We start from the raw sequence: 22,707 nt of genomic DNA, 5'->3' as shown, positions 1-22,707 counted from the left end.
CAGCGGAATCGGAAGCATCCTGTTCATCGGTTTCGGCATTGCGTTCCTGCGGCAGTGGGGCTTGGCCTTCAACCCTGATCCGGACGCGCTGTCCACCCGTGTGGATGCGGAGCACCCGGATCTCTACTTCTACCTGGCCGCCGCCTTCGGCGCAGCCACGCTGCTCCTGCTGGTCGCCGGAACTGTCCTGCCGGGCCGGGGCAGGCGTCCGCGTACCGCCGGCCCAGCGCCGCGACGGCGCCCGACGCCGGCCGCGAAGCGCCCTGCACAGAGACGCCCAGCCCCCAGGAGCGCACCGTCCCGGACCGCCGCGCCGCGCCCGGCCCCGAGGTCCGCGGCGGGCAGGCAGGTCCAACCGGCCAGGTCCCAGACGGCCGGGTCTCAGTCGGCCCGGGTTCCCGCCCCGCGGGCGGCATCCTCGGGACTCAAGCGGCCAGCGTCCTCCGCCGGAGGGACGTCAACTGCCAAGTCCCCTCCAAAACCTGCAGCGCGGCCCTCGGAACGGACGTCGACCCGCCGCTGATCCAGCGCCCGCCGGTCCCGCCGCCGGCCGGCCATCGCTCGAACATTCCAGGGGCGCAGCACAGCCGTCGCCACCCCGGCGAGCAGCAGGAGCCCGCCGATCACCTCGGCGGGGGTCGGCACCTCGCTCAGGACAAGCCACGCCGTCGTCATCCCGACCACCGGAACCAGCAGCGTGAACGGCACCACGGCTGATGACGGGTAGAGTCCCAGCAGCCGGTTCCAGATTCCGTAGCCCACAAGGGAACCGAAGATGGCCGTGTAGAGGGCGCTCAGCAGAGTGACGGGCTGGACTTCCACCAGGGCCCGCGCCACCGCCGACGGCCCGTCAACCAGCAGGGACAGGCCCAGCAGAGGCAGCGGCACCACGGCCCCCGACCACACCACGAGCCCCAGCCCGGACGCTGCCTTCGCTTTGCGGGCCACGATGTTGCCCGCCGCCCAGGACAACGCCGCGGCGAGCACGATCATCAGCGGCAGCACGGGTGCCACCAGGCTGCGGCCGACGGCCACCACCGCGAGACCGGCCACGCCCAGCACCACGCCGGCGAACTGCCGCCGGCTCGGCCGCTCGCCAAGGAAGCCCGCCGCGAGGAGCACGGTCAGCAGCACCTGCGCCTGCAGGACCAGCGACGCCAGGCCCGCGGGCATGCCCAGTGCCATGGCCAGGTAGAGCAGGCCGAACTGTCCGGCGCTCATCAACAGCCCGACGCCGACAATCGCCTTCCAGCCCACGTCGGGCTTGCGGATGAAGAAGATGCAGGGAACGACCACCAGGATGAACCGCATGGCCACGAACAGCAGCGGCGGCATCTGCGCCCCGTCCGGGTGCAGGCCAAGGTCGATCGCGACGAAATTGACGCCCCAGAGCACGGCGACGAGCAGGGCCAGGGCGGAATGGCGAGGGTTCACACTGCCACTATGCCGGTTTTGGACCTGCTCCGCCGACCAACCGGGCCTGCGTGCCGGGGATTAGCCTGCGGATGAGCGGTCAGAGGTTGCGGGGCTGGTCGCCGCGGGGTTCATCGGTGCGGACCTGCTCGTTACGGGCTTGCTCATCGGGGACCTGGGCATCGGAGGCCGGCTCGGTGTGCGCCGGGCTGCCGGGAACCTGTTCGTCGTCGGGATGGGTGGTCTGCCCGCTGGCTGCAGGGTTCCGGTCGCTGCGGTCGCGGCGGAGCTCCCCGTTGCCTGCGGCGTCCCGGGGCATCTGCTCTCCGTGGGCGGCGCGCTCGGTGGTGACAACATCAGGGTCCAGCTCGTCAGCCTTCCGCAGCTGGTCCTGCACACCGGACCGGACCTGCTCGGCTTCCTGCTGCCGTCCGCGGGCTTCCATCCGCAGCCGCTCGGCATCGACTTCCGCCTGCTTCGCGTCGGCTTCGGCGCGGGCAGCCTGCGCCTCGCGCTCCCTCGCGCCGATCTCCTCGGCCTTGGCCTGTTCACGCATTTCGACTGCTTTGGTGCGGTCCGCTTCCACCTTGCGCTTGCGGCTGACCATGGTCACCGCCGCGATGATCGCGAGCACCACAACGACGCCGATGATGATCCCGATAAGCTGTCCTGAATCCACGATGATTCCGCCTTTTCTCTCGATCGCCATAAGTCCACGAGTAAACAGCATCAGTAAACCGCAGATTCTCCTGCATGACTATGCATCGGGAGATCGCGACGATGCATCGGGAGATCGGAAGGCGCAACCGGCCGTGCCGGAGCGCCGGAGCGCTATTTGCCCCGGGGAACCTTGAAATGCGTGAGCCTCGCGTCCTGACCGTCCAGTTCGGCCCAGGTCTTTTCCGTCTCCATGACGGTGAGTGCGCTGGTGGGGTACCGCGTGGCGGCGTCCATGTAGGCGTCGTGGTCCGAGTCCCGGGAGGCAAGGTGCATGGCGAGGTCCTGCACGCCGGGCATGTGCGAGATCACCATGAGGGTGGTCACGGTATCCGGGACGTGGTTGATGACCTTCAGCATCCGGGACGCCGAGGCCGCATAGAGCCCCTCTTCGAGCTTCGGCGTCGGCGCTTTGTCGCCGAGTTCGTTGCACACCCAAGTGCACGTCTGCCGTGTGCGCAGGGCGCTGGAGCAGAGGATGAAATCGGGGACCATGCCATGTTTCAGCAGCCATTTTCCGGCCTGCGGGGCGTCACGGTGGCCGCGCTCTTCGAGCGGCCGGTCGTGGTCCGCAACCCCGCCGGGCCAGTCCGACTTGGCATGGCGCATGATCACCAGCCGTTTGATGTGATGCGCGCTCATGGCTCAATCCTAGTGCGGCGGTTGGTCCCCGGGCGCGCATCCCGCCAGCGGTCGATCAGTCGTCAAGGACGAAGGTCACTTCCAGCACCACGTGCCAGGCAACCACCGCGCCGTCGCTGATTTCAACCTTCTGTTCCTTCACCCACGCCCCCGTGACATTGCGCAGGGTCTTGTTGGCCCTGTCGACGCCCTCCTTAATGGCGGCATCAAACGAGGTCTTGGAATTCGCGCTCAGGGTAGTAATCCGTGCAACAGACATGTCTTCCTCCCAGTAGTCGTCCCAACGATCCGAGACTACGCCGGACCCAAGGAACGCAACAGAGTCAAACCGCCACCCAACAGCCGCGGAGGCCACTACCCGTCAGCCAGCCCACGAAACCCGCCCGCACTCCAACGCGGCGGCGGTGCGTCGCAAAGGGAATCGGATGACTGCGGCAGGCGACGGACGCGCGACAGCGGCGTTTTGCGTAGTGCCGCATCGCCGACCGAGGAACGAGGGAGGTGTCTAAGGCACGGCAAAATGCCGCCGTCGCGCGCGCGGTGAGGCAGGCTCCGAGGGATCGTGCCGCGAAAGCGAAAGCGCCCGCCCCAGTTAAGGAACGGACGCTTTGCGTGGGCTAGAAGCTAGATCGAGTATTCCGGAGCGGCCCAGACGACAACTTCCGGGTGCTCGTAGAAGCGGTAGCCCTGGCCGCGCACGGTACGCACGGTGTTGGCGAGCCTGCCGAGCTTGGAACGCAGGCGGCGGATGTGGACGTCGATGGTCCGCTCGTTGGGAACCTCTTCGGCGTTCCGCCACAGGCCTTCGAGGAGCTCGTCGCGGCCCACGGTGCGGGTGCCGTTCTCCACCAGGTAGTTGAGGAGCTCAAACTCCTTGAACGTGAGGTTCAGGGATTCGCCGTCGAGCGCCACCTCGCGGCGGGCGAGGTCAATCAGCACACCGGAAGGGCGCGGGTCCTGCGGCTGCTGCAGCCGGGCCGTCTCGGACCGCTGGCGGGCTCCCACGGTGGGGTCACCGAAGGTGGAACGGACGACGTCGAGCGCGGAACCCGGGGCGCTGGCCGGGGCGACGGCGACGGCGGCGTAGCTTTCGGCGCCGGAAACCAGGGTCTGCGCGTAGGCCCGGATCTCCTGGGCCAGCTTGGCGATGGAGGTCCCGGCAGCCTGGGCGGTTTCCTCGTCGATCCCCATGTAGAGCACAAAACCCCGGGCGACATTGTCGGTCGGGACGGGACGGACGGTGGTGCCGTCACCCGGGGCAATCACGGGCGTCGGGGCCGTGGCGGGCGCCGGGGGAACGGCGCGGAGCTGCCCATAGGAGTTGGGGTTGTATCCCTGCGGCGCGTAGCCCGGGGCGGGGTAGCTGTTGCCGGATCCGGCGGGAGCGAGGGACGCCCGGCCGCCAAAGCCCTGGCGGATACCGGAGGCCTGGCCGGCTTTGCTGGCGTTTCGGACGGAGATGTGGACGTATCCGGATGCAACTGACATGGATTGCTTACCTCAATGTGAATGGCCGTCATCGCGGCTCGAATGCTACTTTTCCCCGCAATGAAACTGGGGAGGGACGCCCTACGCTGGGCTGGGGGCGAATGCCTAGAAACCTTTGGGGTGTAAAAGTTAGGCGTGCATTCGACAACAGTGCTTCTCAGTACCGGCGGGTGCGCAGGTCCAAAAAACTGCGGCTGCAGGTGCTGTTGAGTTCTTGTTCACAAATGAAGTGTGCAACGTAACAATGAAAACTTGCAAGTAACAATGGACCCGAAAGTCCACCATATGAGACGAAGCCGGGAATTGTAGCGCAGATCACAATTCTGCCCCGTCGATAAAATAACAGTTGTTTTGTATGACGGGGTCCTTTTGCGGGTCCTGGCCGAAGATTCTTCGGAAGCGATCGCCGCTTCCTCAAAATGATTCACTGTAAGCCAAAACTGCGAAACGGTTCGCCTGCTTAGTTTCGGCTCCCCGCCGTCCCACAGAGTGGTCACCTCGGATTCCGGAAAATCGGGGCCGGGCCTGCGGTTCCGGGGATGTCCAGCTCGCTAGGCTGGGATTCACAGGTGCCGCACAGTATCCCCAAAGCCGCGCCTAACCGGCAGATCGGAGAGTTGTCCCATGGCCACCTCGCACTCCATGACCAACAATCTCCCCCAGCTCTCCCATCCGGATGGCTCCCCCATCCGCGCCCTGGTCGTGGACGATGAACCCAGCCTCTCCGAGCTCATGAGCATGGGCCTGCGCATGGCGGGCTGGTCAGTGGCCGTCGCCGCCGACGGGCCCGAAGCAGTGAAGCTGGCCAAGGAATTCCGCCCCGACGTGCTAGTGCTCGACGTGATGATTCCCGGCTTCGACGGCGTTGAGCTGCTTGGCAGGATCCGCGCCTTCGCGCCGGAGGTGCCGGCCCTGTTCCTGACGGCCAAGGACGACGTCCAGGACCGTATCACCGGGCTGGCCGCGGGCGGGGACGATTACGTGACCAAACCGTTCAGCATGGAGGAAGTGCTGCTGCGGCTGCACCGTCTGGTGCAGCGTTCCGGAGTGGCCGCCATGGATACCGCCGAACTGGTGGTCGGGGACCTCGTCCTGAACATCGACACCAGGGAGGTGCGGCGCGCAGGCGACGAGCTGCACCTCACGGCCACCCAGTTCGAGCTGCTGCGCTACCTCATGGAGAACCCGAAACGCGTGGTGAGCAAAGCCCAAATCCTGGACCGGGTCTGGGACTACGATTTCGGCGGGCAGGCCAACATCGTGGAGCTCTATATCTCCTACCTCCGCAAGAAGGTCGATGCCAGCCACCCGCCTATGATCCACACCGTGCGCGGCGCAGGCTATGTCCTGAAACCGGCGGACTGATCCGTGCCTGAACGCTCCGGCACTGTCCGCCCCACCGGGCTCAACTGGCGTGATCCGTCCACGTGGCACCTGCGCACCCGGCTTGTCCTCGTCGCCATGGCCCTGCTCGTGGCGATCTGCGGAGCGATTGGCATCGTCAGCTACGCCTCGATGGACTTCTTCCTGACCAGGCAGCTCGACAACCAGCTGGCGCAGGCATCCGCCCGTGCCCGCGATTTTGGCCGCGCAGGCGGCCGCGCGGACCCCCTTGAAGCACGTATCGGCACCCTGAACGCCAGGATCGATGACGACTCGGTCCGCAGCGCCGGGTTCCTCGCGGAGGACGGCACCCGCGAGTCGCTCACCGACGACGACGACGAGGTCCTCCTTGAGCTCACCCCGCGGAGCGCGCCGGAGGACCACATGCTGTCCTCCGGCGCGTACCGGCTGGTCGCCGCGGAGGCTCCCGACGGCGACGTGATCGTGACCGGGCTGCCGCTGTCAGAAAAGCAAAACACGCTGGCCTCCCTCGTCTGGACCACGGTGATCGTGTCCGCCGGCGGCCTCGTGGTGATCGGCCTGGCCGGGACGGCGCTGATCCGCCGGACTATGAAGCCGCTCGATCAGCTATCCGAGGTTGCCACGCAAGTCTCGCGCCTCCCGCTCGACGCCGGTGAAGTGGGACTGGCCGTCCGGGTGCCGGCCTCAGCCGCCCATCCGGGAACCGAGGTGGGCAGCGTCGGTCACGCCCTGAATCTGATGCTGGACAACGTCTCGAACGCGCTGGAAGCCCGGCAGGAGACTGAGATGAAGGTCCGCCAGTTCGTGGCGGATGCATCCCACGAGTTGCGCACACCGCTGACCGCCATCCGCGGGTATACCGAGCTGATGCGGATGACCGAACATTTCACGCCCGACGGCGAAAAGTCCCTGGCCCGCGTGCAGAGCCAGTCCGAGCGGATGACCACCCTGGTGGAGGACCTGCTCCTCCTCGCCCGGCTGGATGAGGGCCAGCCGCTCAAAATCAGCGACGTAGACCTCACCCAGCTGGCCGTCGAGACGGTCAGCGACGAGAAAGTGATGGCCCCGGACCGGGTCTGGCAGTTGGAGCTTCCCGAAGAGCCTGTGGTGGTCCGCGGGGACGCGACCCAGCTCCACCAGGTGCTGGCTAATCTCCTCTCCAACGCCCGTAAGCACACGGGCCCGGGCACGACCGTGGCGACCGGGGTGCAGCGCGCGCCCGACGGAAGTGCCGTGGTGACAGTGACGGACAACGGCCCCGGGATCGCCCCCGAATTCGTGGGCCGCGTCTTTGGGCGTTTCACCCGGGCGGACGCCGCCCGCAAGAATCCGGCGGCCGTCACGACGCCGTCACGCACCCGGCAGCCCGTGCCGCACCTGCCGCTCCGCCCGCCGCGGCTGGCGGCCACTTCCTCCGCTGCGGCCGCGACTGCGACCACCGCTTCCGCCGCGTCCGCTGAGGGAACCAGCGGGCTGGGACTGTCGATTGTGCAGTCGATTATTAACGCCCACGGCGGGACTGTGGGCGTGACATCCGTCCCGGGCCGGACGGAGTTCACGGTGCGGCTCCCCGCGCCTACGGCGCAGGCCTGAGCAAGCCACGCAGCGCAAGCCGCCTCACCGCCGTCGTGATTTCCGTTACCCAAATGTGACTTCTCGGCGCAGGTCCTGTACGGTTTTTAGGGTGCGGCCATCACTGGAGCCGCATATCCGGATGCACGCCAAACTCTGCCGCCTCCCGGATACCGCTGGACGAGGCAGAGGCGGGGGACCCAGAGTTCCCGGGCATTTTCTGCATCATGCACCCTTGGGGTGAAGCCGACACGTGAGATTCCGTGCGGCCGGATGTCCTCATCCGAACCCGACAGCTAACTCCGCAGGCGTTGAGAGGCACTCATGACTGACTTCAAGGCACAAACGCGCCGTGACGGCGATGCAAGGAACACCCGCTCCGAGCCGTCGCGTCACCGCGCCGAACCGGCCAAGCCCGCTTCGGCCCTGTCCCGGTTTGCCCGAAACTTCGGCGTCACCGGCCGCCGGACGGCCGTTGTTGCCGCCGCCTGCGCGGTGCTGGTCGGGGTCGGCGCCGCCGGCCAGGCCGCCGAGACATCCGCCCGCCACGCCACCGCGAGCAGCTCCACGAAGGCACCCACCACGGCAAATCCCCTGACGCCGCTCGATTTTGAACGCGTCCGGGCCGATAACCAGGTGCCCACAACCGGCGCTGTGGCGGCCAAGTCCCCCGCGGCAAAGCCCGCCAAGGCCGCGGCACCCGCTCCGAAGGCCGCGCCGAAGCCTGCGCCAAAGCCTGTGAAGAAGCCCGCACCGAAGCCTGTGAAGAAGCCTGCCCCTGTGGCCGTCAATGATCCGGCCGGCGCGCAGGCCTACGCGGCCAGCAAGCTGGGCTCCTATGGCTGGGCCCCCAGCCAGATGCAGTGCCTGCAGAAGCTCTGGACCAAGGAATCGGACTGGAAGACAACTGCAACCAACCCGACCAGCGGAGCCTACGGTGTGGTCCAGTCCCTGCCGGCCGAAAAGATGGCCAGCGCGGGCGCTGATTACCGGACCAACTACCGGACCCAGATCAATTGGGGCCTGACGTACGTCAAGGACCGCTACGGCTCCCCGTGCGAGGCCCTGAACTTCCACTACGCCCACAACTGGTACTAAACACCCGCCCCAGCCGGCTTAGCCGTTCGGGCGGTGGGGAATGTACTGCACAGCCCATTTGTTGCCGTCGGGATCGGCGAAGTAGACAAAGTGACCCCAGTCCTGGACGTCAACGTCGCTGACATCCACGCCGTTGTCCTTGAGCTGCCGGTGGGCGGCCTGAATGTCGCTGACTACCAGCTGCAGGCTTGGGGCAGTGCCGGGCGGGGCATCGGAGAGGCCTTCACCAATCGCGATCGAACACGCGGAGCCCGGCGGGGTCAGCTGGACGAAACGGATGCCGTCCATGGGACGCTCGTCAAAGTCGGGGTTGAAGCCCACCTTGTTGACGTAGAAGTCCTTGGCGCGGTCCACATCGGACACAGGGACAAACACAAGTTCGAGTTTCCAGTCCATGGGGCACAGGCTAGTCCCGGACGGCGGTTTCCGGTAGGGCAACCCCGGGCCCGCGACACCCGCCGCGGGCCGGTTCCACGACCAGAAGCTGGTTACCCGGCCACTCCGTAGAGGCGGTCGCCGGCGTCGCCCAGGCCCGGGACGATGTAGGACTTCTCGTTGAGTTTCTCGTCGATCGAGGCGAGCACAATCGTCACGTTGGCGTCCGCGAGTTCTTCTTCCAGCTTCGCCAGGCCCTCCGGGGCGGCGAGCAGGCAGATGCAGGTGACGTCCGAGGCGCCGCGCTTAAAGAGGAACTTGATGGCCTCGCGCAGTGTGCCGCCGGTGGCGAGCATGGGGTCCAGGACGAAGATCTGACGGTCGGTGAGATCCTCGGGGAGACGCTCGGCATACGTAATGATGTCCAGGGTCTCTTCGTCGCGGGCCATGCCCAGGAAGCCGACCTCGGCGGTGGGGACCAGCTTGGTCATGCCCTCGAGCATGCCGAGCCCGGCCCGCAAAATGGGGACCACCAGCGGGGTGGGTTTGGTGAACGCGGTGCCAATGGTGGTGCTGACCGGCGTCTCGATGGTGACCGGTTCGGTGCGGACTTCGCGGGTGGCCTCGTACGCCAGGAGCGTGACGAGCTCCTCGGTGAGCTGGCGGAAGACCGGGGACGGAGTGTTCTTGTCCCGCAGAACGGTGAGCTTATGGGCGACCAGCGGGTGGTCCACAACGAAAGTGCGCATGGGTCAAAACTATCACCCGGCGGCTGGAGGCCCGCCCGTGGGACCGCGGGCGCCGACGTCGTCCTTGCGCCCCGGAGCGCTGCTGCCGGCGGCGCCGTCGCGCAGGTGGACCTCGTTGTCAAAAGTCGGTGCGGGTCCGGCCTGTTCCCGGTGCCGCAGGACGTGGAAGAGCCGGTGGGCCAGGATCACTATCCCGACCCAGGCCAGTCCCAGCACCCATCCAATGATCACATCGGTCATCCAGTGGTGGCCCAGATAGACCCGGCTCATGCCCATCGCGAAGATGAACACCGCCCCCGCCGCTATGAGGCTGACCCGGGCCAAGGTGCGCTTGATCTGCAGGCAGGCGAGGTACACCACCAGCCCGATCACCACGGTCGTGTTGAGCGTGTGGCCGCTCGGGAAGGATGGCGAGGTTTCGTAGGGGGGCACGGCGTCGGCGTGGTCCGGGCGGGTCCGGCCGATCAGTTTCTTGCCCACGGCAGTCGCTGTCACGGAGACGGCGGCAGCACCGCCGATGAGGATCAGCGGCCGCCAGGTCCGGCCGGCCCAGATGAGCCACGCCGTGAGGATACTGGCCAGGATGGGCATCCCGATCCCGCCGCCGATGTTGGTGAACCCCGTGACAAACGCATCAAGGCCGGGGCTGCGCAGCTGCTCCATCATCCCCAGGGTGGGCTTGTCCAGGTTCGCCAGGCCGGCGTCGTCCACGACGTTGTCATAGACCTCGGCGCTCACCAGCGCCAGGGCCAGCACCACTGCGCCGCCGATGAGCATCGTGATCCACAGCGCCGCGTAGGGCACCACCCATTTGCCCCAACGCTGCGTCAACCAGCTCTCTGTCCCGGTGTTCACGGTTACTCCCGAATGTCGTTGCCGGTATGGTTGCCGGGCAGCCGTGCTGCACAGCTTGCTTAGTGTTCGAAACTATCATTGAGCCATGACTTCCCCCGAGCCGCGGCATGCCGAATGGATGGGCTTGGCCCTCGCCGAGGCGCGTGCCGCGCTGGCGACGGCCGACGTGCCGATCGGCGCCGTCGTCATTGGTCCCGACGGCGCCGTGCTCGGCGCCGGGCGCAACGAGCGGGAAGCGCTCGGGGATCCGACGGCGCACGCTGAGATGGTGGCCATCCGCGCCGCTGCGGCGCGGCTGCGCGAACTCAGTGCCCAGGGCGGCAGCGCAGGTGACGGTTGGCGCCTGGAGGACTGCACCCTGGTGGTGACGCTGGAACCCTGCGCCATGTGTGCCGGGGCCGTGGTGCTGGCCCGGATTCCGCGGGTGGTGTTTGGCGCGTGGGACGAGAAGGCCGGGGCCGCGGGCTCCGTGTTCGATGTCCTCCGCGAGCGCCGGCTCAACCACTGGGTGGAAGTGTATGGCGGGATCCGGGAGCAGGAGTGCGCGACGCTCCTGCGGGATTTCTTTGCCGGGCATCGCGGCACCTGAACCCTGAACCCCTGCCATCGCGTCTTGCCGGCGGTGTTCCCGCCGAGCTATCTGCCGGTGGCGGTACCTGCTGCGGCTGCCGCCAGGCCGTCGATCCGCTTCTGCCGGGTGGCCGGTGAGTCGAGGCTGAAGGCGCGGAAGTCGCCAAGGTCCTCGCGGATCCAGTCCTCGACTTCGGCGATCCGCCTGGTCACAGCGTCAGTCGGCCCGTGGAACAGCCAGGGCACGATCCGTTCCGTGCCCGGATCGTACTGCCACAGCCCGATGATCCGTCCCCGGTCGATGATGGGGTGGTCCGGCAGATCCGCCTGGAGCGCCAGCGAGCCCAGCGCCTTGATGTGCTGGTCCTCGTCGCCCAGCAGTTCGGCGGCGTTGCGCCGCAGCAACGCGAGGGAGTCCGTTCCGGCGAGCAGTTGGATCTGCTCGCCGGCCGGTTCCTCGAACGCGGCGAGTTGTTCGACGTCGTCGGGCAGCATCCACAGCGTCTCCCCGGCGGCGGTGGGAACCTCGACCGCGCCGGCCGCGGCCAGCGCCGCCTTGCTCTGGGCCACCGTAAACGCCGTGAACCACTGCGATTGCTTGAACGTGGCGCCGCCGGTCCAGCCCAGGTAGCGGCGGATCAGCTCGGTGCGGGCTTCGTCGGCGTCGAGCGGACTCGGGGGCAGGTTCCAGAGTCCGTAGGCGTAGCGCTGCTGGTCCAGGCGCCCATTGGCCGGGACCCGGCGGATCCTGCCCTGCGACTGCAGGATGCCGAGGGCCGTGGGCAGCGTGGTGGTGGCACCCTTTTTCTTGCCTTCCTCGCCGAGGTTTCGGACTGATTCGCCGAGTTCGTCCTTGAGCTGGCGGGGGTCCAGCGGGACTGCGGCCTCGGCGAGGGTGTGCAACACCTGCTCCTCCAGCAGCGCGATTTCGCCGCGGTCCACACCGAGCCTGCCGACCACTTTGACGGCGGCCTCGGCGGCGTCCTGTCCGAGCTGCAACGCCCAGGCGAAGTCGTCCCGGCCCAGGACGTAGGTGCAGCCGCGCGCCGTCGGAATTTCCAGGATCCGGTGCGCCAAAACGTCGGCGTCCACCCGTTCGCGGCGGATGCCGGCGCGGGCGAAGAGCGTGAGGTAGGGGTTGGCACCGCCGACGGAGCGCGCCCAGCCGGCCCGGGCGAAGACCTGCTCCGGGGTGCAGCCGGCCAGGGAGCCGTCCAGGCCCTGCTTGTGCCAGGCCCAGGCGCGGAGCCGCTCCCGGGTGAGCGTCCGGGCCGGCGGCGCGTTCGCTGTCAGGGGCTGCGTGGTCAGGGGCTGGGGCGTCATTAGGTCATTGTCCACCCGTGTGGTGCGGCAGGGGAATGTTCCGCCGCCGGATTTCCTCCGGCGCGGTTGCCGGCTGGCCGGCCGGGTGGTCCGGGGTCACGGCTGCCAGCACGGTCCGGGCTGTGGCGTCCCAGCCGGGCAGCCGGTCCCGGGCATCCAGCGCGGCGGCCCGCCAGCGGGTACGGACCCCGGGGTCGGACAGCCAGCGCCGCAGCGCCTCCGCGAGGGGAGCCGGGTCTGTGCCGAGGGCGACGGCGGTGCCCGGCAGGGCTGCTGAATTGTCCGCCGGCGCGGGGGTTGGTGCGTCCGCCGCCGCGGGTGTTGGCGCTGGAGTCGATGCGGGGGTTGGACCGGGTGTGCCGGCCGCGAGGGCTTCCACGGCACCGGTGCCGGCCCGGACCACCACGGGGACACCCCGCGCAATCGACTCCGTGACCACGAGTCCGAAGGTCTCGGCCCGCGAGATGAGCAGGCTGAGGTCCGCCGCGGCCCATTCCGCCTCGAGTTCCCCGCCCCGCAGCTCCCCCGGGATCCGGATGCGGTCCCGCAGGCCCAGCCGGCCAACGGTGTCCCGGAGCCGCGCGGCATAGGCCGGGTCCGCGGCGTCGGAACCTGCCAGCGACGCCGACCACGGCAGGTCCGTCAGTGCTGCCAACGCGGCGAGGAGCAGCGCCTGGTCCTTGTTCGGCAGCAGGGCGGCGACGGCCAGGAAATGCGGCGGCTCAGATCCGGCGGCCAGTGCGGCGGCGTCAGTCCCGGGCAGGGCAACCCGGATGCCGTCCAGCCCGTGCCTGGCCCGGATCCCGGCCGCGGCCGAAGTGCTGGTGCAGATCACCCCGGCCGCCGCCCGCAGCGCCCGGCGTTCCAGCCCGGCTTCGTTCAAGCCGGAGTCGTCCAGCGGCATGTGCAGCAGGATCCAGGCCGGCCGGCCGGCGGCCGCGGCTGCTTCCATCTCGTCGGGCGCTCCGCAGGCGAGGAGCCCGTCAACAAGCGTGACGGCGTGCCCGGCGTCGGAATTCCTGGCGGCGCCAACCGCACTATCTGCGGTTCCGCCGTCGTCGCACAGCAGCGCGGCCAGCCGCTTCCGGTCCGCCGCGCTGCCGACCGGCCAGCCGCCGTCGACCGGGCAAGTCTCCACCTCCACGCCCAGTGCCGCAAGCTCCCGGGCGAGGGCGGCGTTGTAGACGTTGCCGCCGGAGTTGTGGCGCACGTTGCGGGGCACCACGAGCCGGAGCCGGAGGCCGCCGGGCTGGGCCGTCTGCCTGGCCGGCACCGGAGTCCTAGCTGGCTTCGAAGTCGAGCGAGTAGCTGGCCCAGGCGTCGGGGGTTTCGCGCAGGGTGACGTCCAGTCCGGCCAGCTCCTGGCCGTCGGCGCCGGAGCGGATCTTGGCCGCCACGGCGTCGGCCACGTACTGGGCCAGCGCTTCGGTGGTGCTGAGCCTGCCGGCGAAGTCCGGGTGCTCGTCCAGGTTCTTGTAGTTCAGGCCTTCGAGGATCGAATCCAGCACGTCACCTGCCTCGCCGATGTCCAGGACGATCGAGTCCTCGTTGAGGGTCCGGCGGCGGAAGGTCACCTCTGTGACGAAGGTGGCGCCGTGCATGCCCTGGGCGGGGCCGAACGCCGGGCGCGGGAGGCTGTGGGCGATCATGAAGTTGCGGCGGACGGTCAGGCTGAACACGTAGTTACCTCGGGCCTTCTGTTGTGGCGGATTCGGTGGCGGGGTAGTCGATGACGGGGTATTCAATGACATGGCAGAGCGCGTCCAGCGTGCCGTCGGAGAGCTGCTGGACGACGTCGGGCAGCTCGTCGAGGGCGGAGGATCCAGTGAGGAACACGTCGAACCCGGGATCGCTGAGCAGCGAGACGGCGAGCCGGAGCCGGTCGGCGTTGGTGCGGCGGTGGCGGCGGGCCCGGGCCACGACGCCCACCTGGCTGGCGCGGATTGAGAGCCGTCGGGCGTGGAAGTCCTCCCCCAGCGGCACGGTGACCCGGCGGTCGGCGTACCAGGACATTTCGATGACGTCGCCGTCGTCGCCGGCGAGCTGCAGGGCCCGCTCCAGGCCTGCCTCCGAGGCGGAGCAGTGGATGACGATGTCGCAGTCCGGCAGGGCGTCGTCGGGGTGGCTGAACTCGACGCCGAGTGCTTCGGCGAATGACCGCTTGGCGGGGTCGACGTCCACCAGCTGCAGCCGTCCGAGCGGGAAGCCGGCCAGGAGCTTGGCCACCATGCCGCCGACCAGGCCGGCACCGATCACGGCGACGCGGTCGCCCAGGCGGGGCCCGGCCTCCCAGACCCCGTTGATCGCGGTCTCCACGGTGCCGGTCAGCACGGCGCGGCGGGCGGGAACGTCCTCCGGAACCACCGTGAGCGACTCCACCGGGACGACGTAGCGGTCCTGGTGCGGGTACAGGCAGAAGACCTTTTTTCCAAGCCAGTCAGCCGGGCCGTCCTCGACGACGCCGACGGAGAGGTAGCCGAATTTCACCGGGGACGGGAACGAGCCTTCCTGGTTCGGCGCAGCCATTTCCTCCGCCACGCATTCCGGGACGCGGGCGTTGTGAACCACCAGTTCGGTGCCCTTGCTGATCCCGGAGAACAGGGTGCGGACGAGTGCTTCCCCGGGGCCGGGGGCCGGCAGGTGCTCGCGCCGGAGCTCCCCTTTCTCGGGGCCGACGGTCCAATATGCGGTGGCGGTGGTGTGCTGTGGTGGTAGCTGGCCTGAAGTACTCATCTTGCTTATGAATCTAGTCCCCCGCCGCAGGTGCGCGGAAGTGCCGGCGGCCCGGGCGCGCCGCCGGTCGCGGTTTGCTGCGGGCCGCCTGCTGTCCGCGGCGGGCTGCGTTCGCGGGCTTCGGTGGCTGCGTCCGCGGGCCGCGGGGCCGCCGTTTTGTGGATGAGCGCTTTGCTCCGGTACCCTAGTCAGGTTGGTGACGTGTCCGAGCGGCCGAAGGTGCAACACTCGAAATGTTGTTTGGTGTAAAAGCCAACGTGGGTTCAAATCCCACCGTCACCGCCAATGAGAAAGGCCCTGCTTCCCCTGTAAACAAAGGGAAGCAGGGCCTTTTGCTTTTGCCCCGAAAGGGTCCTGCGGTAACGCAGCAGGTCGGCGATGCGTTGGACGGTGTTTGTTGGTGTTAGTGCTCCGCTTCTGCGGCAGCCTTCTTGGCGTTCTTCTCCGCGTCCTTTTCGGCACGCAGAGCCTCCGTCTCGTGCTGTTCCTCAGCTTTTTCCTGGTGGATTACCTGTGCGAAGAGCTTCTCCATCTCCTTGGCCACGCCGGCGGCTGAGGCCGGGTTCTGGCCGGTCACCAGCCGCTCGTCAACCACGACTTTCTCCTCAAAGACGTCAGCGGAGACGTGGGTGGCGCCCTGTTCCTCAAGTCGGTCTGCCAAAAAGAACGGGATGACTTTGTCCTTTCCTGCGGCAACCTCCTCGTCGTTGGTGAAGGCAGCCACCTTCCGGCCCTCGACGAGGCGGAACCCGTTCTCCAATTCCACGTGTATGAGGCCGGCCGGCCCGTGGCAGACCGCGCCCACCAAGCCGCCGGCGTTGTAGACGCTGGCTACGAGGTTCTGCAGGCCCTTGCTGTCCGGGAAGTCCCACATGGTGCCGTGGCCGCCCACGAGGAAGACGGCGTCGTACTGTTCGGGATCGACGACGTCGACGCGGGCAGTGTTGTAGAGGCCGGCGCGGGTGGTCTCGTCCTCCGTGAAGGCGACCTGGATAGGATCTTCTGAGTCCACCTCGTCGCGCGGGGGCTGCCCGCCTTGGATGGACGCGAAGTCGACGATATGCCCGGAATCCTTGAAGACCTTCCACGGATGTGCAGCTTCGGCTACGTTGTAGCCGGTCTTCTCTCCGGTATCGCCGATCTCGGAAACGCTGGTCAGTACCATGAGGATTTTCTTCATGAAGTGTTCCTTTCGTCTAACGTCCACCGTACGCCCAGGCCCGCATGGGGGTTCTGCAGTTTTATTGGATCACCGGTTTCCAGCCATTCCCTCGCAGGCATTGCCACCCTAAGCTTTCAATCCGGGGCAGCTGCCTCTCATCAAAACCGGGGGAAAAATGCCAGGAGCATGGACGTGCGATCACTGCGGTGCCAACACAATCAACCGAAAAGTCGAATCCATATCGTTGGGCGATCGGGCGAAGCAATTTATAACAGTCCCGGCCAAGTGCAGCGACCCCCAGTGCCCCAACAGCACCCGGCTACAGCACGGCTTGGAATGGTGCAGTCCTGCTTAGGTGAGTCCCCTGAAAGGCCGCGCCAGGCCGGAATAGTTCCGCAAGCTGGCTCCATCGTTTTGAGACCATGGAGCCAGCCTTTGCGGAATCCGGCTCGATCGGAACACCGAAATGGTCTCTCCCCAGAAAGATGCCCGGGCCAGATCCCAACGTAAGGGTAAGTGCCCTGGCCTTGACGGGCAATAGCCTTCATTTGACTTGAAAAATTGGCCTTACTGTGGTCATTCCGGGCCGCGCCTTCGAGATTCCCTCAATCTGTGCCCGCTGCCGGGCGAACCAAACCTGAATCCATTCGCTATAAAGAACCCCGTCAGCCATTTGGGCTGACAGGGGTTCTTTGAGTATTCGTCCTTTAGGGTCAGCGTCCTGTCTCGGCCCCTAGGCCCGGGTGACGGTCAGCATGACGTTGGGGCAGGAGTTTGCGTAGCGGATGAGCGCCGCCTTCTCCGCGCTGTCCACGCGGAGGCCCCAGCGGATCTTCACCGCGACCCACTGTCCGATGTAGGCGCAGCGATTCGCCGGCGGCATCCAGGCTTCGGGACCCCTCGCCTGCTTGGACGAGTTCAGTGCAGAGGTCTGGGCACTGAGGGTGCGGGCGTCGCCCATGTCGTTGTAGAAGGCCACGCGCCGCGCCTGGGTCCAGTACCTTGCTCCGGAGCCCCACGCCTCATGGACCGGAACGGTGTGGTCGATCTGGAGCGTCGACGCGGACGTGTGGATTCGGTTGTCCCACGAGGTCACCCAGCGTCCCCTGCTCACCGTGCACCGGCGGCTGGTGGTGTAGGACAGGGCGGCGCGGGCTTCCTGGATCAGGACCTCGTGCCGCGTGTTCTGGCAGTCACGGTTGGTGTCCTTCCAATCGCCGAATTGACGGTCCCGGTCGAACCCCGTGTTGACCTCAGCGGAGACCGCAAGCGCGCGAACGGCGGTGCGCAGGGGCGCCTTGTACACAGTCGCCGCCTCGGCCGGAACCGAAAGACTTGTGAGCAGAAGCCCTGCGACCACACCGGTTACACCGGCCGTCCGCGCCAGGCTAACGAACGGTTTTGCTGACTTCAGTGCCAGCAGCGCCTTGACGCGGACATAGTTGATCTGACGGACCTTCATGATTCCCCCATAAAACTCAAAGAAAGTGGCGCCTCATCCAGGCGCGAAGGTAATAGTGCCACAGCAAAACCAAATCGCCGCGCAATTGAGAGGAAACCCGCTAATTACCGCCTGCGCCGCGCCCCTGGGCGGCATACGGTATTGAAGCGGCAGGAATTCTGCGTGAACTCCGCTGCTTTAAAAAGGGGCTTCTACAGGGCCCCTGCCTGACTTCCGTAATTTGTGGCTGTTTCAGAGGAGCCTCACCCCGCCGGACTCACCACATCCTCCAGCACCGAGCGGTCGAAGAAGCGCACCTCGCCGGTTTCCTGGAAATACACGGGCACCACGGATGTGCTGGGGTCCTTCGAGGTCTCGTAAATTTCGGCCGGGCTCCCATGCTTGCGGGCAATGGTTCCGACCAGGTCCGTGCCGCGAACCTTGACGGTTCGAAATTTGTAGCTCATTGGGGCTCCCTTGGTGACGTGAGACACACCCTACTCCCCGGCGCCCGGAGCGTCATTCAACAACACCGCGGCCCGCTCTGGGGCACAATGCGTTCATGACCAATGACGCTCCCCGCCCGGTTTACTTCCTTTCGGACAGTACGGGCATCACCGCAGAAACGCTCGGCAACACCCTGCTGACGCAGTTCCCCGCGAACGAGTTCGACCGCATCACGGTACCCTTCATCACCACCGTCGAACAGGCCCGGGCTGTCGTTAAGGTGATCGACGACACGGCTTCCACCGGCTTGCAGCCGATCGTGTTCTCCACGGCCGTCGGCGCGGACATCCGCCAGACCCTGGGAACCTGCCAGGGGATCATCGTGGACCTCATCGGGCCCCACGTCGGGCAGCTGGAGCGCGCCCTGGGCACCCAGTCCAGCGGGGAACCGGGCCGTGCGCACGGACTGGGCAACGCCGCCCGCTACCAGTCCCGGATGGCCGCCGTCGAATACGCCATGGAGCACGACGACGGCCAGAGCCTCCGCGCGCTCGAAAAGGCCCAGGTCATCCTGGTGGCCCCGTCCCGCTGCGGCAAAACGCCCACCACGATGTACCTGGCGCTGCAGCACGGCATCTTCGCCGCGAACTTCCCGCTGGTGGACGAGGACTTTGAACGCGAGGGTCTCCCCAAACCGTTGCGGCCGTTCATCTCAAAGTGTTTCGGCCTCACCACCAATCCCCTGCGCCTCAGCCAGGTGCGCACCGAACGCCGCCGCGGCTCGCCCTACGCGTCCCTCCGACAGTGCGGCTTCGAGCTGCGCAGCGCCGAGCGGCTGTACGTGTCCCACGGGATTCCGTACCTCAATTCGGCCAGCGTCTCCGTGGAGGAAATGGCCGCCACCATCCTCCAGAAGATGAACCTGAAGCATTAGGTGCCGCTTCACAAGTGTTGCGTGGACCACATCAGGTGGAAACACCGGCGGAGACCTGTCACTGTGGACAGGAATTGCGCCCTCAACCGGCGAACGCCCCGCGCGGGGCGGCGATACCGCATGCCATCATCTGCAAAGGAGCAGTAACCATGACGACAGACATCCTGTGGTTCTCAGAACTCGGCCTCAAGGACCTGGACCGGGTGGGCGGAAAGAACGCCTCCCTCGGCGAGATGGTGCAGAACCTGACGTCTGCCGGCGTCCAGGTTCCGGACGGCTTCGCCACAACAGCCGACGCCTACCGCAGCTTCCTGGCCGACTCGGGCCTGGACCAGAAGATCGCCGACCGGCTGGTCGGACTGGATACCGACGACGTGACCGCCCTGGCGGCAGCCGGCCAGGAAATCCGGGCGCTGATGCGCGAGACACCTTTCCTGCCGGACTTTGAAGCGCAGATCCGTTCCTCCTACCAGACACTGGTGGACAAGCACGGCGGCTCCGAGGACCTCTCCTGGGCCGTCCGCTCCAGCGCGACGGCAGAAGACCTCCCGGATGCCTCCTTCGCCGGACAGCAGGAAACCTTCCTGAATGTCCGCGGCATCGAGAACATCCTGCAGGCCATCAAGGATGTCTTCGCGTCCCTTTATAACGACCGGGCCATCGCCTACCGGGTGCACCACAAGTTCGAGCACGCCGAAGTGGCCCTCTCGGCGGGCGTCCAGCGCATGGTGCGTTCCGACGTCGGCGCGTCCGGTGTGATGTTCACGATGGACACCGAATCCGGGTTCCAGGACGCCGTCTTCGTCACCTCCTCCTACGGACTCGGGGAGGCCGTGGTCCAGGGCGCCGTCAACCCGGACGAGTTCTACGTCTACAAGCCGGCCCTGGAGGCAGGCCGCCCGGCGATCCTCAAGCGCGGGCTGGGCGAGAAGGCGCTCCAGATGACGTACACAAGCAACCGCGAAGTGGGCCACACCATTGACTTCGTCCCGGTCGAGGCCTCGCTGCGGAACCGCTTCAGCCTCACGGACGACGACGTCGAGCAGCTCGCCCGCCACGCCGTCGCCATCGAAAACCACTACGGCCGCCCGATGGACATCGAGTGGGGCAAGGACGGCGTCGACGGCGGCCTGTACATCCTGCAGGCACGCCCGGAAACCGTGCAGTCCCGCCGGGCCTCCGGCAGCCTGAGCCGCTTCCGCCTGAACGGGACCGGCCGGGTCCTGGTCGAGGGCCGCGCGATCGGCCAGCGCATCGGCGCCGGCAGCGTCCGCATCCTCACGTCGATCGACCAGATGGCCGCCTTCAAGACCGGCGATGTCCTGGTCGCCGACATGACCGACCCCGACTGGGAACCGATCATGAAGCGCGCCTCCGCCATTGTGACCAACCGCGGCGGACGCACCTGCCACGCGGCGATCATCGCCCGGGAACTGGGCATCCCCGCCGTCGTCGGCACCGGCGCCGCCACCGACGTGCTGTCCGACGGCCTCGATGTGACCGTCTCCTGTGCCGACGGCGAGACCGGCGTGATTTACGAGGGACTCCTGGACTTCGTGGTCGAGGAAACCGAGATCACACAGCTGCCCGAGGCCCCGGTCAAGGTCATGATGAACGTCGGCACCCCCGAGCAGGCTTTTACGTTCGCGCAGCTGCCCAACCACGGCGTGGGCCTGGCCCGGCTGGAATTCATCATCAACCGCCAGATCGGCATCCACCCCAAGGCGCTGCTGAACCTGGACGAGCAGCCGGCGGACGTCATCGCGGAAGTCCGGGAGCGGATCGCCGCCTACGACAGCCCGCGCGACTACTACATCAAGCGCCTGGCCGAAGGGGTGGCGACCATCGCCGCGGCGTTCGCGCCGGAGCCGGTCATTGTGCGGATGTCCGACTTCAAGTCCAACGAATACGCCAACCTCATCGGCGGACCCGCCTACGAACCGCACGAAGAGAACCCCATGATCGGCTTCCGCGGCGCCTCACGGTACCTCGAGCCGTCCTTCCGGGACTGCTTCGACCTGGAATGTGAGGCGCTGTCCTTCGTCCGCAACGAGATGGGCCTGACCAACGTCAAGCTGATGATCCCGTTCGTGCGCACCCTGGACGAGGCCAGCGGCGTCATCGACCTCCTCGCCGAGAACGGCCTGCGCCGCGGCGAAAACGGCCTTGAGGTCATCATGATGTGCGAACTGCCGTCCAACGCGCTGCTGGCCGACGAGTTCCTGGACCACTTCGACGGCTTCTCGATCGGCTCCAACGACATGACCCAGCTGACCCTGGGCCTGGACCGGGATTCCGCCATCGTCGCGGGCAGCTTCGATGAACGGAACCCCGCCGTCAAGAAGCTCCTGAGCATGGCCATCAAGGCCTGCAAGGCGCGCGGCAAGTACGTGGGCATCTGCGGCCAGGGACCCAGCGACCACGCGGACTTCGCCGAGTGGCTGGTGGACGAAGGCATCGACTCCGTCTCGCTGAACCCCGACACGGTGGTGGACACCTGGCTGCGCCTCGCCGGCGCGGCTGCCGCCGCCCCGGTGAACTGACACGGTGAACTGACACCGTGATCTAACACAGTGAACTGAGACCGTGAGCTGAACTCACGTCGAGAGGGAACCCCGGTCCACGGACCGGGGTTCCCTCTCTGCCGTTGAGCCTGGCCCCCCGACATTCCGTGGACGTCTGGCCACGTTGGACGCCTGCCTACGTTGGACGCCTGCACAACGGCGAGCAGTTGCTGCCGTCCGTTGTTCCATTGAGGGGCGGCCCGCGCACAGGGTTAGCTAAGTTCCATCAGCGTTCCGCACCAATGACGTTCAGGACACCACGTGACTTTGCAGCAGGACCGGGCCAACGGCGCCTCCGGACTTTGGACAGACAGACATATCGGCGACCCACTTGAGGAGCTGACCGTGGAGGAACTGTGCGCGGACGACTGCCATTTTTGCCGGGGACCCGAAACTGACTGACGTCATCCGCGCACCGGCCACACCCGCCCGAGGTTTTTCGAAGCCCGGCCGGTAGAATCGGGGGACAGCCCGCAGGCGCTACTGCCCGCGGGAGCGACCATGGCAGCCGCCGGTGAAGGGAGGGTTCTGTGCGCACAGCCGCCAGAGCACCATTCCACGCCCTGCGCTCGGCCATGGTGGCACTTACCGTGCTGTCCCTCGCCGCCGGAGCGCACACCCTCGCCGGCGGCCGGCTCCCCTCCCCCGGCATCCTGCTGGCCCTGCTGGCGCTGACCGCGCTGGCGTCCACCACGGCCACCCGGCTGAAGCTGAACTTCCCGGCGATGGCGGGGCTGCTGGGCGCAGGGCAACTGGTCCTGCACAACGCCCTCACTGTTTTCAGCGGCCCGGCGCCTGGAGCCGCGTCGGAACCGGCGGCAAGTCCGGCGCCGCACCACCTGGAACCGGCTTCCCTGCCGGTCGGCGGCGCCGGCGAGTTCGCGGTGTCCGGCCTGGATTCACAACTTTCGTCGCTGTCCCTGCTGATGCTTGCCGGCCACGTCCTGGCAACGCTTCTCTGCGCCCTTCTCCTCGCCAGGGGCGAGGCGGCCCTGTGGGCCCTCGCGGCCTGGCTCCGTCCGCTGCTCAGGCTCCCGGTCCCGGCAGCACCTGTTGCCGTGGCGGCACCGGCGGCGGTCATCGGCTGGCCGGCAGACTCCGTTCCGCTGCCCTGGCGGAACCTCCGGCGCGATTGCCGCCGCGGGCCGCCCGCCGTCGTCGTATCTTCCTGACCCTATTACCGGCCACGGCCGCGTCTTTGCCTAGACATCCGGGCCACAACATCGGCCCCGGATCATCAGCATCCCCGCCGCGCCGGC

General features: G+C 67.2%; 22 protein-coding genes, 1 tRNA gene and 1 riboswitch. Of the genes, 8 read left to right on the top strand and 15 right to left on the bottom strand.

Features of this window, described 5'->3' with window-relative positions; translation table 11 throughout:
- Positions 1 to 381: 381 nt before the first annotated feature.
- The 5 genes from AC6EUH_RS09505 to AC6EUH_RS09485 all read right to left on the bottom strand — a co-directional run bounded on the left by AC6EUH_RS09505 (position 382) and on the right by AC6EUH_RS09485 (position 4,260).
- The gene (locus tag AC6EUH_RS09505) at positions 382 to 1,434 is read right to left on the bottom strand and encodes an EamA family transporter (RefSeq protein WP_499738471.1); all 1,053 of its coding nucleotides are present in this window, start codon (positions 1,432 to 1,434) and stop codon (positions 382 to 384) included.
- Positions 1,435 to 1,513: 79 nt separating this feature from the next.
- Positions 1,514 to 2,092 carry a hypothetical protein gene (locus AC6EUH_RS09500; protein ID WP_499738470.1) on the bottom strand — a complete coding sequence of 193 codons (579 nt, stop codon included), beginning with the start codon at positions 2,090 to 2,092 and terminating at the stop codon, positions 1,514 to 1,516.
- Positions 2,093 to 2,244: 152 nt separating this feature from the next.
- Positions 2,245 to 2,772: a SixA phosphatase family protein gene (locus tag AC6EUH_RS09495; RefSeq protein ID WP_056427316.1), complete on the bottom strand. Its 528-nt coding sequence runs from the start codon at positions 2,770 to 2,772 to the stop codon at positions 2,245 to 2,247.
- A gap of 55 nt (positions 2,773 to 2,827) precedes the next feature.
- Positions 2,828 to 3,031 (bottom strand): dodecin family protein, encoded by a 204-nt coding sequence (locus tag AC6EUH_RS09490; protein WP_024366200.1) that lies wholly within the window; start codon positions 3,029 to 3,031, stop codon positions 2,828 to 2,830.
- Positions 3,032 to 3,396: 365 nt separating this feature from the next.
- Positions 3,397 to 4,260 (bottom strand): winged helix-turn-helix domain-containing protein, encoded by an 864-nt coding sequence (locus AC6EUH_RS09485; protein WP_056427319.1) that lies wholly within the window; start codon positions 4,258 to 4,260, stop codon positions 3,397 to 3,399.
- 624 nt (positions 4,261 to 4,884) lie between these two features.
- Here AC6EUH_RS09485 and AC6EUH_RS09480 point away from each other — a divergent pair.
- From AC6EUH_RS09480 to AC6EUH_RS09470, 3 genes are all read left to right on the top strand, one after another.
- Positions 4,885 to 5,625 (top strand): response regulator transcription factor, encoded by a 741-nt coding sequence (locus tag AC6EUH_RS09480; RefSeq protein ID WP_056427321.1) that lies wholly within the window; start codon positions 4,885 to 4,887, stop codon positions 5,623 to 5,625.
- A gap of 3 nt (positions 5,626 to 5,628) precedes the next feature.
- Positions 5,629 to 7,218, top strand: coding sequence for a sensor histidine kinase (locus AC6EUH_RS09475; RefSeq protein WP_499738469.1), 1,590 nt, complete (start codon positions 5,629 to 5,631; stop codon positions 7,216 to 7,218).
- 143 nt (positions 7,219 to 7,361) lie between these two features.
- A riboswitch (cyclic di-AMP (ydaO/yuaA leader) is annotated at positions 7,362 to 7,520 on the top strand.
- Position 7,521: 1 nt separating this feature from the next.
- Positions 7,522 to 8,295, top strand: a complete 774-nt coding sequence (locus AC6EUH_RS09470; RefSeq protein WP_499738468.1) for an aggregation-promoting factor C-terminal-like domain-containing protein — start codon at positions 7,522 to 7,524, stop codon at positions 8,293 to 8,295.
- Positions 8,296 to 8,313: 18 nt separating this feature from the next.
- Here AC6EUH_RS09470 and AC6EUH_RS09465 read toward each other — a convergent pair whose 3' ends face one another.
- From AC6EUH_RS09465 to AC6EUH_RS09455, 3 genes are all read right to left on the bottom strand, one after another.
- The gene (locus AC6EUH_RS09465) at positions 8,314 to 8,691 is read right to left on the bottom strand and encodes a VOC family protein (RefSeq protein WP_056427329.1); all 378 of its coding nucleotides are present in this window, start codon (positions 8,689 to 8,691) and stop codon (positions 8,314 to 8,316) included.
- Between the two features lie 92 nt (positions 8,692 to 8,783).
- Positions 8,784 to 9,419 (bottom strand): uracil phosphoribosyltransferase, encoded by a 636-nt coding sequence (upp, locus tag AC6EUH_RS09460; protein WP_056427332.1) that lies wholly within the window; start codon positions 9,417 to 9,419, stop codon positions 8,784 to 8,786.
- Between the two features lie 12 nt (positions 9,420 to 9,431).
- On the bottom strand, positions 9,432 to 10,274 hold the full coding sequence (locus tag AC6EUH_RS09455) for a phosphatase PAP2 family protein (RefSeq protein ID WP_056427335.1): 843 nt from the start codon (positions 10,272 to 10,274) through the stop codon (positions 9,432 to 9,434).
- 85 nt (positions 10,275 to 10,359) lie between these two features.
- Between AC6EUH_RS09455 and AC6EUH_RS09450 the strand changes: the two genes are divergently transcribed.
- On the top strand, positions 10,360 to 10,863 hold the full coding sequence (locus tag AC6EUH_RS09450) for a nucleoside deaminase (RefSeq protein ID WP_056427339.1): 504 nt from the start codon (positions 10,360 to 10,362) through the stop codon (positions 10,861 to 10,863).
- Positions 10,864 to 10,910: 47 nt separating this feature from the next.
- On the opposite strand, the gene AC6EUH_RS09445 is transcribed toward AC6EUH_RS09450, so the two are convergent.
- The 4 genes from AC6EUH_RS09445 to AC6EUH_RS09430 are packed head-to-tail and all read right to left on the bottom strand — an operon-like array spanning position 10,911 to position 14,900.
- Positions 10,911 to 12,167, bottom strand: coding sequence for a DNA glycosylase AlkZ-like family protein (locus tag AC6EUH_RS09445; protein ID WP_499738467.1), 1,257 nt, complete (start codon positions 12,165 to 12,167; stop codon positions 10,911 to 10,913).
- 4 nt (positions 12,168 to 12,171) lie between these two features.
- Positions 12,172 to 13,440, bottom strand: coding sequence for a glycosyltransferase (locus tag AC6EUH_RS09440; RefSeq protein WP_499738466.1), 1,269 nt, complete (start codon positions 13,438 to 13,440; stop codon positions 12,172 to 12,174).
- Between the two features lie 7 nt (positions 13,441 to 13,447).
- Complete coding sequence (locus tag AC6EUH_RS09435) at positions 13,448 to 13,846, bottom strand: 6-pyruvoyl trahydropterin synthase family protein (RefSeq protein ID WP_499738465.1); 399 nt, start codon at positions 13,844 to 13,846, stop codon at positions 13,448 to 13,450.
- 4 nt (positions 13,847 to 13,850) lie between these two features.
- Positions 13,851 to 14,900: a zinc-dependent alcohol dehydrogenase gene (locus AC6EUH_RS09430; RefSeq protein WP_499738464.1), complete on the bottom strand. Its 1,050-nt coding sequence runs from the start codon at positions 14,898 to 14,900 to the stop codon at positions 13,851 to 13,853.
- 195 nt (positions 14,901 to 15,095) lie between these two features.
- Between AC6EUH_RS09430 and AC6EUH_RS09425 the strand changes: the two genes are divergently transcribed.
- Positions 15,096 to 15,185, top strand: a tRNA-Ser gene (locus AC6EUH_RS09425).
- A 118-nt stretch (positions 15,186 to 15,303) separates the two neighbouring features.
- Here the strand turns inward: AC6EUH_RS09425 and AC6EUH_RS09420 are convergent.
- The 3 genes from AC6EUH_RS09420 to AC6EUH_RS09410 all read right to left on the bottom strand — a co-directional run bounded on the left by AC6EUH_RS09420 (position 15,304) and on the right by AC6EUH_RS09410 (position 17,970).
- Positions 15,304 to 16,080, bottom strand: coding sequence for a type 1 glutamine amidotransferase domain-containing protein (locus tag AC6EUH_RS09420; protein ID WP_499738463.1), 777 nt, complete (start codon positions 16,078 to 16,080; stop codon positions 15,304 to 15,306).
- A 715-nt stretch (positions 16,081 to 16,795) separates the two neighbouring features.
- On the bottom strand, positions 16,796 to 17,524 hold the full coding sequence (locus AC6EUH_RS09415) for a GmrSD restriction endonuclease domain-containing protein (RefSeq protein ID WP_235500153.1): 729 nt from the start codon (positions 17,522 to 17,524) through the stop codon (positions 16,796 to 16,798).
- 242 nt (positions 17,525 to 17,766) lie between these two features.
- Complete coding sequence (locus AC6EUH_RS09410) at positions 17,767 to 17,970, bottom strand: hypothetical protein (RefSeq protein WP_056427442.1); 204 nt, start codon at positions 17,968 to 17,970, stop codon at positions 17,767 to 17,769.
- A gap of 95 nt (positions 17,971 to 18,065) precedes the next feature.
- Between AC6EUH_RS09410 and AC6EUH_RS09405 the strand changes: the two genes are divergently transcribed.
- The 3 genes from AC6EUH_RS09405 (at position 18,066) to AC6EUH_RS09395 (ending at position 22,620) form a co-directional block, all read left to right on the top strand.
- On the top strand, positions 18,066 to 18,884 hold the full coding sequence (locus AC6EUH_RS09405) for a pyruvate, water dikinase regulatory protein (RefSeq protein WP_499738462.1): 819 nt from the start codon (positions 18,066 to 18,068) through the stop codon (positions 18,882 to 18,884).
- 149 nt (positions 18,885 to 19,033) lie between these two features.
- Positions 19,034 to 21,427, top strand: coding sequence for a phosphoenolpyruvate synthase (gene ppsA / locus AC6EUH_RS09400; protein WP_499738461.1), 2,394 nt, complete (start codon positions 19,034 to 19,036; stop codon positions 21,425 to 21,427).
- 551 nt (positions 21,428 to 21,978) lie between these two features.
- A complete protein-coding gene (locus AC6EUH_RS09395; protein ID WP_499738460.1) occupies positions 21,979 to 22,620 on the top strand; it encodes a hypothetical protein in 642 nt (213 codons plus the stop codon).
- Positions 22,621 to 22,707 lie beyond the last annotated feature (87 nt).

It is taken from the genome of Arthrobacter sp. 001422645, assembly GCF_059816125.1.
The sequence above is the reverse complement of the archived record's forward strand: the minus strand, read 5'-3'. Positions and strand labels throughout refer to the sequence as shown.

What these genes read in the sequence shown, in the direction of transcription:
- AC6EUH_RS09415 (WP_235500153.1), bottom strand. Translation starts at nt 17,524, where the DNA reads ATGAAGGTCCGTCAGATCAACTATGTCCGCGTCAAGGCGCTGCTGGCA.
- AC6EUH_RS09490 (WP_024366200.1), bottom strand. Translation starts at nt 3,031, where the DNA reads ATGTCTGTTGCACGGATTACTACCCTGAGCGCGAATTCCAAGACCTCG.
- AC6EUH_RS09445 (WP_499738467.1), bottom strand. Translation starts at nt 12,167, where the DNA reads ATGACGCCCCAGCCCCTGACCACGCAGCCCCTGACAGCGAACGCGCCG.
- AC6EUH_RS09465 (WP_056427329.1), bottom strand. Translation starts at nt 8,691, where the DNA reads ATGGACTGGAAACTCGAACTTGTGTTTGTCCCTGTGTCCGATGTGGAC.
- AC6EUH_RS09485 (WP_056427319.1), bottom strand. Translation starts at nt 4,260, where the DNA reads ATGTCAGTTGCATCCGGATACGTCCACATCTCCGTCCGAAACGCCAGC.
- AC6EUH_RS09450 (WP_056427339.1), top strand. Translation starts at nt 10,360, where the DNA reads ATGACTTCCCCCGAGCCGCGGCATGCCGAATGGATGGGCTTGGCCCTC.
- AC6EUH_RS09495 (WP_056427316.1), bottom strand. Translation starts at nt 2,772, where the DNA reads ATGAGCGCGCATCACATCAAACGGCTGGTGATCATGCGCCATGCCAAG.
- AC6EUH_RS09410 (WP_056427442.1), bottom strand. Translation starts at nt 17,970, where the DNA reads ATGAGCTACAAATTTCGAACCGTCAAGGTTCGCGGCACGGACCTGGTC.
- ppsA (WP_499738461.1), top strand. Translation starts at nt 19,034, where the DNA reads ATGACGACAGACATCCTGTGGTTCTCAGAACTCGGCCTCAAGGACCTG.
- AC6EUH_RS09405 (WP_499738462.1), top strand. Translation starts at nt 18,066, where the DNA reads ATGACCAATGACGCTCCCCGCCCGGTTTACTTCCTTTCGGACAGTACG.
- AC6EUH_RS09470 (WP_499738468.1), top strand. Translation starts at nt 7,522, where the DNA reads ATGACTGACTTCAAGGCACAAACGCGCCGTGACGGCGATGCAAGGAAC.
- AC6EUH_RS09420 (WP_499738463.1), bottom strand. Translation starts at nt 16,080, where the DNA reads ATGAAGAAAATCCTCATGGTACTGACCAGCGTTTCCGAGATCGGCGAT.
- AC6EUH_RS09430 (WP_499738464.1), bottom strand. Translation starts at nt 14,900, where the DNA reads ATGAGTACTTCAGGCCAGCTACCACCACAGCACACCACCGCCACCGCA.
- AC6EUH_RS09480 (WP_056427321.1), top strand. Translation starts at nt 4,885, where the DNA reads ATGGCCACCTCGCACTCCATGACCAACAATCTCCCCCAGCTCTCCCAT.
- upp (WP_056427332.1), bottom strand. Translation starts at nt 9,419, where the DNA reads ATGCGCACTTTCGTTGTGGACCACCCGCTGGTCGCCCATAAGCTCACC.